Source organism: Paracoccus sp. MKU1, from assembly GCF_001447385.1.
Lineage (GTDB): Bacteria > Pseudomonadota > Alphaproteobacteria > Rhodobacterales > Rhodobacteraceae > Paracoccus.
Window position 1 is genome coordinate 1 of the sequence record NZ_LLWQ01000140.1, and the last position, 9,930, is coordinate 9,930.

At 62.8% G+C, this 9,930-nt stretch carries 14 protein-coding genes; 13 read left to right on the plus strand and 1 reads right to left on the minus strand.

Annotation, left to right across the window (positions count from 1 at the left end; all coding sequences use genetic code 11):
- From AQY21_RS08960 to AQY21_RS28595, 10 genes are all read left to right on the plus strand, one after another.
- The coding region (locus tag AQY21_RS08960; protein ID WP_238986731.1) for an ATP-binding protein at positions 1-94 on the plus strand (94 nt) is incomplete at its 5' end.
- A gap of 83 nt (positions 95-177) precedes the next feature.
- Positions 178-477 (plus strand): alpha/beta hydrolase fold domain-containing protein, encoded by a 300-nt coding sequence (locus AQY21_RS08965; protein WP_238986729.1) that lies wholly within the window; start codon positions 178-180, stop codon positions 475-477.
- Between the two features lie 40 nt (positions 478-517).
- On the plus strand, positions 518-1,732 hold the full coding sequence (locus AQY21_RS08970) for a sugar ABC transporter substrate-binding protein (RefSeq protein WP_058097344.1): 1,215 nt from the start codon (positions 518-520) through the stop codon (positions 1,730-1,732).
- Positions 1,733-1,828: 96 nt separating this feature from the next.
- Complete coding sequence (locus AQY21_RS08975; protein ID WP_058097345.1) at positions 1,829-2,755, plus strand: carbohydrate ABC transporter permease; 927 nt, start codon at positions 1,829-1,831, stop codon at positions 2,753-2,755.
- Positions 2,755-3,588: a carbohydrate ABC transporter permease gene (locus AQY21_RS08980; protein ID WP_058097346.1), complete on the plus strand. Its 834-nt coding sequence runs from the start codon at positions 2,755-2,757 to the stop codon at positions 3,586-3,588. Before AQY21_RS08975 ends, AQY21_RS08980 begins: the two co-directional genes overlap by 1 nt.
- Before the next feature lie 54 nt (positions 3,589-3,642).
- Positions 3,643-4,530, plus strand: a complete 888-nt coding sequence (locus tag AQY21_RS08985) for a sugar phosphate isomerase/epimerase (protein ID WP_058097347.1) — start codon at positions 3,643-3,645, stop codon at positions 4,528-4,530.
- Positions 4,530-5,528, plus strand: coding sequence for a Gfo/Idh/MocA family protein (locus AQY21_RS08990; protein WP_058097348.1), 999 nt, complete (start codon positions 4,530-4,532; stop codon positions 5,526-5,528). The genes AQY21_RS08985 and AQY21_RS08990 overlap by 1 nt, the downstream gene beginning before the upstream one ends.
- Positions 5,529-5,579: 51 nt before the next feature.
- Entirely contained in the window at positions 5,580-6,677 is a 1,098-nt protein-coding gene (locus AQY21_RS08995; RefSeq protein ID WP_058097349.1) for a D-mannonate oxidoreductase, read from the plus strand.
- A complete protein-coding gene (locus tag AQY21_RS09000; RefSeq protein WP_058097350.1) occupies positions 6,674-8,173 on the plus strand; it encodes a UxaA family hydrolase in 1,500 nt (499 codons plus the stop codon). The genes AQY21_RS08995 and AQY21_RS09000 overlap by 4 nt, the downstream gene beginning before the upstream one ends.
- Before the next feature lie 52 nt (positions 8,174-8,225).
- On the plus strand, positions 8,226-8,648 hold the full coding sequence (locus AQY21_RS28595; protein ID WP_152988174.1) for a hypothetical protein: 423 nt from the start codon (positions 8,226-8,228) through the stop codon (positions 8,646-8,648).
- Between the two features lie 17 nt (positions 8,649-8,665).
- Here AQY21_RS28595 and AQY21_RS09010 read toward each other — a convergent pair whose 3' ends face one another.
- Positions 8,666-8,845 carry a helix-turn-helix domain-containing protein gene (locus tag AQY21_RS09010; protein ID WP_238986730.1) on the minus strand — a complete coding sequence of 60 codons (180 nt, stop codon included), beginning with the start codon at positions 8,843-8,845 and terminating at the stop codon, positions 8,666-8,668.
- 121 nt (positions 8,846-8,966) lie between these two features.
- Here AQY21_RS09010 and AQY21_RS09015 point away from each other — a divergent pair, with 121 nt between their 5' ends.
- The 3 genes from AQY21_RS09015 to AQY21_RS09025 all read left to right on the plus strand — a co-directional run.
- The gene (locus AQY21_RS09015; protein WP_058097353.1) at positions 8,967-9,290 is read left to right on the plus strand and encodes a zinc ribbon domain-containing protein; all 324 of its coding nucleotides are present in this window, start codon (positions 8,967-8,969) and stop codon (positions 9,288-9,290) included.
- Complete coding sequence (locus AQY21_RS09020; protein WP_058097354.1) at positions 9,287-9,469, plus strand: hypothetical protein; 183 nt, start codon at positions 9,287-9,289, stop codon at positions 9,467-9,469. The genes AQY21_RS09015 and AQY21_RS09020 overlap by 4 nt, the downstream gene beginning before the upstream one ends.
- Positions 9,466-9,930 (plus strand): hypothetical protein (locus AQY21_RS09025; RefSeq protein WP_058097355.1); only part of this gene is annotated, 465 nt, incomplete at its 3' end. The genes AQY21_RS09020 and AQY21_RS09025, both read left to right, overlap by 4 nt.

Genomic DNA, 9,930 nt, shown 5'->3' on the forward strand with positions numbered 1-9,930 from the left:
GCTTCTCGACCGGCTGACCCACCACGTCAACATCCTCGAGATGAATGGCGAAAGCTACCGCCTCGCCAACAGTCGCGCCAGAAAGGCCGGCTGATCCCCCCTCCTCGAAAACCGCAACGCGCGGCTGAGACCCCCGCTCGGGCTACGCCCTCGCAGCGGTCTCAGCCGCGCACAACGGTGGCCGACTTTTGCGCCGCCCAGTGGCAGGTTTTTACGCCGCCGTTGACACTGACGCCCGCCCGCGCATCCGATGCGGCGCTGGCGGCCCTGCCGCCGCTGTATCTGAACGCCGCCGAAATCGACCCCTTGTGTTCCGACAGCGAACGCTTTGCCGCGCGCCTGCACGCATTGGGCCGCAAGGACCGTTTCGACCGGATCGCGGGGGTTGTCCACGGCTTCATGCAGATGAGCCTGTGGCTGCCGCAATCCGTCGATGCCTATCGCCGCGCAGGCGACGCCTTTCGCGTCATGACCTGAGCCCCAGACCAAGACCCATTCGATCCAGGGAGGAGAGAACATGAAAAGAACGATCAGCGCCCTTGCGCTTCTTGCCGGACTTGCGCCGGGGCTTGCCAGTGCCGACAGCACGGTGCGGTTCTGGTATCACTTCGACAATCCGGAAAACCCGATGGGCGATCTGGTTGCGAAATTCGAGGCCGAAAACCCCGGCATCAAGATCGACGCGATGAACGTGCCGTGGAACAGCTATTACGACAACCTCTATACCTCGATCGTCGGCGGCAATGCCCCCGATGCTGCGATGCTGAAGATGTTCGCCCTGCCCCGCCTGCTGGAGATGGAGGCGCTGGAGCCGCTGGACGACCGGATCGCCGCATGGAAGGGCAAGGATGACATCCTGCCGAACCTCTTCGACCTGACCCGCGCCGAGGATGGCAAGCAGTATTTCCTGCCCGTCCAATATGTTGCGCTGTATCTGTATTACCGCGCCGATATGTTTCAGGAACTGGGCCTGAACCCGCCCCAGACCTGCGACGAATTCCGCGATGCTGCGATCAAGCTGACCCGCGACACCAATGGCGACGGCAAGATCGACACCTATGGTTTCGGCTTCCGGGGCGGCAAGTCGGGCCATGAACATTGGGGCAGCTTCACCCTTGGCCGCACCGGCGTTGCGCTGGACCAGAGCCTGACCTCGGACGCGGGGGCCGCGGGCACGCAATTCGTCATCGACCTGTTCCAGACGGACAAGGTGTTCCCGCCCTCGGCCCCGAATGACGGGTTTCAGGAAATCATCGGCGCCTTCAAGACCGGCGTGACCGCGATGACCATCCACCACGTCGGTTCCTCTAACGATCTGGTCGAGGTGCTGGGCGACAAGGTCGCGGCGACCACCGTGCCGGAATGCGGCGGCGGGCGCTGGACGACCTTTGGCGATGAATCGACGGCGGTGCTGTCGAATGCATCCGACAAGGACGCGGCGTGGAAATGGATTTCCTTTCTGTCCACGGCTGAAAACAACGCGCTGTTCAACACCGCGACCGGGCAGTTGCCGGTGACGCAATCCGACACCGCCGCATGGCAGGGCCATGAGCCGCGCTTTGTCGAGGCGACGCAGGCATCGCTGCCATTCGCGCATCTGCTGCCCGCATCGTCGAACACGCCGGAATTCGTCAATACCGTCTGGCCCGCGAACATGCAGCGCGCCCTGCTGGGGCAGATCACCGCCCAACAGATGAACGCGGCGATTGCGGGATTGTTCACCGACGACTGATCCCCGACGGGCCGGGCGCCACACCCCGGCCCATCCCCGCCTTGACCGAAATTGCCTGTCGGACGCGTCCGCGCAGGGCCAAGAGAGTTTTGCCCGATGACAACCACCTCCGTCCCCGAGCAAGAGGGTCCCACCTCTGGCAGACGCGCCGCGCTGTGGCGGCAGGTCATGCCATTGGCCCTGTTGTCGCCCGCCGTTCTGGTCACGCTGGCCATCGTGTTCTTTCCGATGATCCAGACCGCATGGATGAGCCTGCACAACTATGTCCTGTTCCGCCCCAAGAACTTTGACTGGGTCGGATTGCAGAACTATTTCAACATCTTTCAGGACGAAGTCTTTTGGATTTCGTTGCACCATACGATATTGTGGATCGTCATCACCGTGCCGGCGCAGGCGCTGCTTGGGCTGGCGACGGCCTTGCTGCTGAACCAGAAATTCCCGTGGCGCCCGCTGGCCCGCGCGCTGATCATCATCCCTTGGGCGCTGCCCTCGGTCGTGATCGCGCTGATGTGGGCTTGGATCTACGATTCCAACTACGGGATCCTGAACGACCTGCTGCTGCGCGTGGGGATTCTGGAAACCTCGATCCCGTGGCTGGCGAACCCCGATACCGCGCTTTACGCGATCATCCTGACGCTGACATGGCAGGGCTTTCCCTTCTTTGCGGTGATGATTCTGGCCGGTCTGCAATCCATCCCGCAAAGCTATTACGAGGCCGCATCGCTGGATGGCGCGACGCCGTGGCGGCAGTTCTGGCACATCACCCTGCCCGGCATTTCCGGGGTGCTGTTCACCGCGATTCTGCTGCGCACGATCTGGGTGGCGAATTCGATGGATGTGATCTTTGTCATGACCGGCGGCGGCCCCGGTTATTCGACCTATACCCTGCCGCTTTATTCCTTCCTTGAGGCGCGGACAAACCTGAACTTTGGCTATGGCTCGGCCTTGGCCATGACCTTTACGCTGATGCTGCTGGGCATCGTGATCCTGTATCTGAAACGCTCGGCAAAGGCGGTGCAATAATGGCTTTGGGACGCAAATCGACCCTGAACCGGGTGCTGACCGTCGATCTGCCGATGCTGGCGATTCTGGTCTTTACGCTTGGGCCCTATCTGTGGATGCTGCTGACCTCGCTGACTGCGGAAAGCGAGCTGTTTACGCGCGGTCCGTCGATCTTTGATCTGGTCTGGAGCAACTACGAACGCCTGTTCGCCAATGTCGGCTTTGCCCGCAACATGCTGGACAGTTTCATCATCGCGGCGGGCACGGTGGTCGTTGGGCTGACGCTGTCGGTGACGGCGGCCTACAGCTTTTCGCGGTTTGATTTCCGCTTTAAAAAAGTGCTGTTACTGCAATTCCTGCTGATCAACATGTTCCCGCTGGTGCTGCTGATCCTGCCCCTGTTCGTGCTGATGCGTCAGCTGGGGCTGCTGGACACGCATTTCGCGCTGATCGTCGCGAACTCGACCATCGCGATCCCGTTTTCGGTCTGGATGATGACGAGCTATATCAACGGCATCCCGAAATCGCTGGACGAGGCCGCGATGACAGATGGCTGTTCGCGCCTGCAGGCCATGCGCAAGGTGATCTTGCCCCTGTGCGCGCCGGGGATCATCGCCACGGGCATCTATATCTTTATCACCGCATGGAACGAATATCTGTATGCGCTGACCCTGGGCGGGCAGAACGTGCGCCCGATCACCGTCGCCGTGCAGACCATGATCGGCGAATATCAGGTGCAATGGGGCCTGCTGACCGCTGGCGGCATCGTCGGTGCGCTGCCCGCCACCATCTTGTTCCTGATCGTCCAGCGTCGGCTTGTCGGCGGGCTGACCCAAGGCGCCGTCAAGGGCTGAACCATTTTCGCTGCCGCCCGTCAGGACGGCAGCCTCAATCTCAGAGGGAAAATCGTGAAAAATCCTGTTGGCATCATTTCGATGCAATATATCCGGCCCTTTACCAATGCCGCGCTGCCCTGCCTGAAGAAAACCCGTGAACTGGGTTTCGATTTCATCGAACTGCTGGTCCCGGAACCCGAAGATGATCTGGACCCGGCTGAGGTGCGTCGCATCTGCGAAGGCGAAGGTCTGGACGTGGTTCTGGCCGCGCGGGTGAACCTGCAACGCTCGATCGCCAGCGAGGATGCGGCGAACCGTCAGGGCGGCATCGACTATCTGAAATTCTGCGTCGAGGCAGCCGAAAAGGTCGGCGCGAAAATCATCGGTGGACCGCTTTATGGCGAACCTCTGGTGTTCGCGGGTCGCCCGCCTTACCCGTGGACCGCCGATCAGATCGCGACGCGAGCAAAGCGCACCATCGACAGTCTGGCCGAGGTCGCGCCGCTGGCCGCCGCCGCCGGTCAGGTGTTCGGGCTGGAGCCGCTGAACCGCTTTGAAACCGACATCGTCAACACCACCAGTCAGGCCATCGAAATCGTAGATGCGGTCGACAACCCCGGTCTGGGCGTCATGTTGGACACCTTCCATATGAACATGGAAGAACGCTCGATCCCTGGCGCGATCCGCGCTGCGGGCGACCGTCTGGTGCATTTCCAGGCCAATGAAAACCATCGCGGTTTCCCCGGCACCGGCAATATGGACTGGACCGCGATTTCGCGCGCCCTGCATCAGGTCGGCTATACCGGCCCGGTTTCGCTGGAACCGTTCCGCCGCGAGGACGACCGCATCGCCCTGCCCATCGCGCATTGGCGCGCGCCCCACGAAAATGAAGACGACAAGCTGCGCGCGGGTCTGGCCCTGATCCGTTCGGCACTTACCTTTGCAGAGGTCAATCACTGATGACGATCAAGATCGGCTGGATCGGCTGCGGCCGCCACGCAACCTGGATGCTGATGCCGCAACTGGCGCGCAGCGGCTTTGAAATCTCGGCGGTCTGTGACCGCGACGAGGCAGCGGCACAGAGTGCCGCGCGCCAATTCGGTGCCAAGGCGGTCTATTCGGATTATGACGACATGATCGCCAATGCGGATATCGACGCGGTCGGCATGGCGGTGGGCCCGGAAGTCCATTCCCGTGCCACCATGGCCGCGATCAAACGCGGCATCCCGGTTTTCATGGAAAAGCCCCCGGCAGCCACCGCAGCACAGGCGCGGGAACTGCTTGACGCCTCTGAGGCGGCAAAGGTGCCGGTCACCGTCGGCTTCATGAAACGCTATTCGACCGGCAACAAGATCGCGAAGAACATCCTGGATGGCGGCGATTTCGGGCAGATTCTGGGCATTCACGGCAGCTATATGACCGCGCCGACCTATTTCTCGGGTCAGGTCGATTACACCGGTTTCTACCTACACCACTGCGTCCATTACATGGATCTGATCACATGGTTCGCGGGGTCGGAATTCGCCGATCTGCGGCTGCGCAAGAATGTCCCGGATGCGGGCAAGATGCTGCTGCACATGAATTTCGAATGCGATAACGGCGTGATCGGCAACATCATCATGGGCACCGTCCAGTCGCGCGGTACACCGATGGAATATGTCCAGATCATGGGCGACCACAACCGGGTCGAGGTTGAAAACATCATCAACGTCGCATGGCACCGTAACCCGCCCTTCAAGGCCGACGAACCCAAGGCGGTTTTGGACCCTGCCTGTGACAGCCTTGTCTGGACGCCGAACTTCACCGCCGCCGCGAACGAAGACCACAAGGGCTATCACGCCCTGCTGCTGGATGTCGCGGCGACCATGCGCGGCGAAAGCGACGCCGCGCCCCAGATCCGCGACGGCTGGCTGGCGATGCAGCGGCTGGAACGCATGATTGCGCTGATCGAAGCCTGATGCCAATCGCCCTGCCCGGTCACAGGGCGGGGCAATCCCAAGGATTTCGCCATGCAGACCCCCATCATCCAGTTCGGCACCAGCCGTTTTCTGCAAGCCCATGCTTTGGCCTATTTCCAGACAGGCACGCCTGTGGGTGCGGCGCCTGCGGTGACGGTGGTGCAATCGACATCCGACCCCGCGCGTCACGGCAGGCTGGATGCCCTGTCGGCCCCCGGCGGCTATCCGGTCCGGGTGCGCGGCATCGAAAACGGCCAGCCCGTCGACCGCGAAGAACGCGTCACGGTCGTGAGGCGCGGCCTTGGCTATGATGGCGACTACGCCGAACTGGAACGGATTTTCGTGGCCGAGGCGCGCTGGATCGTTTCGAACACCGGAGATCGCGGCTTTGACCTGCAACCCGCCGATGATCTGCCCCATCCCGATCCGGCGCAAAGCTATCCGGCCAAGCTGTTTCACCTGATGCGCGCCCGCCATGTCGCTGGCGGCGGTCCGCTGGTCGTTCTGCCGACCGAACTGGTGCCTGGAAATGGCGACAAACTGCGCGCTCGGGTGCAGCAGATCGCGGTGGCGCAAGGGGCCGATCCCGCGTTTCTGGACGCCCATATCTGGGCGAATTCGCTGGTTGACCGCATCGTGTCCGAGGAAATCCGCCCGGCGGGTGCGGTGGCCGAACCCTACGGGCTTTGGGCCATCGCCGCGCAGCCGGGGCTGGAACTGCCCGTCGCCCATCCCGCCATCCAGATCGTCCCCGATCTGGAGCCGGTGCAGCGGCTGAAACTGCATATCCTGAACCTTGGCCACAGCGCGCTGATCGAGTTGTGGCAGCGTGCGGGCGCACAGGAAACCTATGTCCGTCAGGCGATGTCCGGCCCCCTGCGCGTGGCGCTGATGAATATCATGGAAACCGAGGTTCTGCCCGGTTTCGCGCAGCAAGGCATGGGCGATCAGGCGCGCGATTATCTGGCCGTGACGCTGGAACGGTTCGACAATCCGTTTCTGGATCACCGGCTGTCCGATATCGCGCAGAACCACGCATCCAAGGTCGATCACCGCATCACCGCCTTTCTGGACTGGGCCGGGTTGTCGCCCGATCTGGCCCCGCAACTTCACGCCATCAGCCAAAGCGCCAAGGATCCCGCGCCATGAGCCAGCCCCCCTCTGCGCTGCTTCTGGGTGACACCGACAGCGTCGGCATTGCGCTGACCGCGCTGAATGCGGGCGATCCGCATCTGGGCGTGACACTGGCGGGGGATATCCCCGCCGGGCATAAATTCGCGCTGCGCGACCATGCGCCCGGCGATGCCATCGTCAAATACGGGCAGGTCATGGGACAGGCCACCGCGCCGATCCGCGCGGGTGAACATGTCCATACCCAGAACGCGGGGATGAGCGCGCATGGCCTTGGCCCCGCGCAAAGCCGTGGGCAACTGCCGCCCCCGCCCGAACGTCGCAGCTTTCAGGGCTTTCTGCGCAAGGACGGGCGCGTCGGGACGCGGAATTTCATCGGGGTCATCGCCTCGGTCAACTGTTCCTCGACCGTGTGCAACGCGATTGCGCGGGCGGCGAATGACCGGCTGCTGCCGCGTTTCCCGAATGTCGACGGTTTCGTGCCCATCGTCCACGATCAGGGCTGCGGCATCGCCACGGGCGGCGAGGGGTTCGAGCTGCTGGTCCGCGTCCTGAAGGGCTACCGCGATCACGTCAATTTCGGCGGCGTCATGCTGGTCGGGCTGGGCTGCGAGGTGAACCAGCTCACCCTGTATCAGCGCGACGACTGGACCCGCGAACGTCACGCCAGTTTCAACATTCAGGATGTCGGCGGTTCGGCGGCGGCCGTTGCCCGTGCGCTGGAAATTCTGGAAACCATCGCCGAGGTAGCCAATCGCGACACCCGCAGCACCGTGCCCGTGTCGGGCCTGACGCTTGGAATGCAATGCGGCGGATCGGATGGGTTTTCGGGGATCACGGCGAACCCGGCGCTTGGGGTCGCCTCGGACCTGCTGGTGGCGGGGGGCGGGACCTCGATCCTGTCGGAAACGCCCGAAGTCTATGGGGCCGAACATCTGCTGATCGCGCGCGCCAGCGATGCCGACGGCGACAAGCTGCGGGCGATGATCGGCTGGTGGGAACGCTATACCAGCCAGAACGGCGCCAGTCTGGACAACAACCCCAGCCCCGGCAACAAGCGCGGCGGCATCACCACCATTCTGGAAAAATCGCTTGGCGCCGTGGCCAAGGGCGGGTTGGCGCCGGTCGCGGGCGTCTATGGCTATGGCGAACAGATCCGCACCCCCGGTTTCGTCTATATGGACAGCCCCGGCTATGATCCGGTTGCGGCGACGGGGCAGGTGGCCTCTGGCGCGAATCTGATCGCCTTCACGACGGGGCGGGGGTCGTGCTTTGGCGCCCATCCCGCGCCTTCGCTGAAACTCGCGTCGAATTCGGCGCTGTGGCACTCGATGCAGGCGGATATGGATATCGACTGCGGCAAGGTGGTCGAGGGCACGATATCGCTGCCCGAAATGGGGCAGGAAATCTATCACAAGCTGCTGGACACCGCGTCCGGGGCGCGCACCAAATCCGAGGAATTTGGCTATGGCGACGCCGAATTCGTGCCCTGGCGGATCGGTGCGGTTCTGTAGCTGACGCGGTGGCGCGGCCGCTGACCCTTGTAACCGCAAGGAAAACCCTTGCATGATCGCCGCGACGACAATCGGGCAGGGTGATCGGAGCTTGATGGACAAGGTGACAGGACCAGTCCCTGATCCTGTTCCCCGAGGGCACGCGTACCTGACGAATCAAAACCTGCTGCCCTTCAAGACGGGCCTGTATCATCTGGCCGTACAACGCCCCAAGATCGACATGGTCCCGGTCTGGATCGAGAACCTGAACCGGGTGATGCCCAAGGGTGAAATCATCTCGGTGCCGATCATGTGCAAGGCGATCTTTGGCTCGCCGTTGCGGCTGGCGCCCGACGAAACCAAGGACGACTTTCTGGCCCGTTCGCGCGATGCGCTGCTCGCGCTGCATCCCAACCCTGCGGAGGCTGGAGATGGATCAGGCGAATGGCGATCTGTTGATGGTGCTCCTGGGCCGCCGGCTGTCTGTTGGTCGTAGGCCACCCTTATCACCGACTACTCGGCCTTCAGCAGCGTCCAGCTCTCCACCCCGAACCCCTGTGCAACTCGATATAGGTTGTCGATGGAGATGTTCTGCTCTGACCGCTCGACTGCGCTGAGATAGGTCCGGTTCAACCCGCATTCATGCGCCAGGTATTCCTGCGACCAGCCGCGCTCGGCCCGTAGCCTGCGCATGTTGCGCGCCACGATGTCTCGCAGAGGGCTTCTGGGGGTCGTCTTCATGCACAATGCTATTGTGCGTCGACGTTTTTAACTCTACCTGTTTTAACATTCATTCGACATCAAGGAGCCTGCCATGCCCCAACAATGTCCGCATTGCATGACCGAGATCCATGCCGAGGCCTCCACCTGCCCTGCCTGCGGGGCGATCCGCGGTGTGTGGGGCCGCTCGGTCGAAAGCTGGCGCCAGGCATCGACCTTCATGCTCGGCGTGGCCGCATTCTTCGTTCTTGCCGGTATCGTCTTTGGCACCTGGGTTGCATCGGTCGATGACCGGACGACCGCATTCGACGGGTTGATCGCCTTCCTGTTCCTGTCGCCCTTCATGCTGTTCGCCGGCGGTGTCGGCCTGTTCCTGCGCTACGTGATCCCCCGCATGCAGGAGGGCTGGTATCGATGAGAGCCGCGAAGCGGAAACCGACCGCCGGCCCGAAGCGCACCTCGATCTGCCTCAGCGCCGAAGCGCACAGATCCCTGCGGATCGAGGCACTGCGGCGCGACATCACCATGAGCCAGCTGATCGCACAGGCGCTGGCCGATGCCGGCATCGACATTCCTCCGGAGGATTTGGAAGCATGAAACACCTGTTCACCGCCGCGCTGATCGCCCTCGCCAGCCCGGCCCTTCCCGCCGGCTGGTATTTCGAAGCTTCCGTCGAGGGCGGCGCGGAATACTGGACCTTCACCAACGAGACCGGCGAGGTCAGCCCGCGCCGGATGCGCGGCAACGAGATCTGGATCACCCGCACCGACCAGATGAACGAACTCGACGCCAACGGCACCTGCGACTTCAACAACTGCCGCGTCAGCGTGACGCTGGATGGCCGCCGCGCCGAGGCGGGCGAACGGGTCAGCATCCGGTTCTCGAATGACGAGAAGCTGGATTTCGTGGCAGACGGTGGCGACATCCTGCTGAGCAATTTCGACACGGCCGGCATGGGTGCGACCAACCTCTTCGTCCACAACGTGCGGCAGGCGGAATGGGTCGAGATCGGCTTCGGCGGCAAGCGCCACCGCTTCAGCCTTGCCGGATCGGCGGCG

What these genes read in the sequence shown, in the direction of transcription:
- AQY21_RS08970 (WP_058097344.1), top strand. Translation starts at nt 518, where the DNA reads ATGAAAAGAACGATCAGCGCCCTTGCGCTTCTTGCCGGACTTGCGCCG.
- AQY21_RS08975 (WP_058097345.1), top strand. Translation starts at nt 1,829, where the DNA reads ATGACAACCACCTCCGTCCCCGAGCAAGAGGGTCCCACCTCTGGCAGA.
- AQY21_RS08980 (WP_058097346.1), top strand. Translation starts at nt 2,755, where the DNA reads ATGGCTTTGGGACGCAAATCGACCCTGAACCGGGTGCTGACCGTCGAT.
- AQY21_RS08990 (WP_058097348.1), top strand. Translation starts at nt 4,530, where the DNA reads ATGACGATCAAGATCGGCTGGATCGGCTGCGGCCGCCACGCAACCTGG.
- AQY21_RS08995 (WP_058097349.1), top strand. Translation starts at nt 5,580, where the DNA reads ATGCAGACCCCCATCATCCAGTTCGGCACCAGCCGTTTTCTGCAAGCC.
- AQY21_RS09000 (WP_058097350.1), top strand. Translation starts at nt 6,674, where the DNA reads ATGAGCCAGCCCCCCTCTGCGCTGCTTCTGGGTGACACCGACAGCGTC.
- AQY21_RS28595 (WP_152988174.1), top strand. Translation starts at nt 8,226, where the DNA reads ATGATCGCCGCGACGACAATCGGGCAGGGTGATCGGAGCTTGATGGAC.
- AQY21_RS09010 (WP_238986730.1), bottom strand. Translation starts at nt 8,845, where the DNA reads ATGCGCAGGCTACGGGCCGAGCGCGGCTGGTCGCAGGAATACCTGGCG.
- AQY21_RS09015 (WP_058097353.1), top strand. Translation starts at nt 8,967, where the DNA reads ATGCCCCAACAATGTCCGCATTGCATGACCGAGATCCATGCCGAGGCC.
- AQY21_RS09020 (WP_058097354.1), top strand. Translation starts at nt 9,287, where the DNA reads ATGAGAGCCGCGAAGCGGAAACCGACCGCCGGCCCGAAGCGCACCTCG.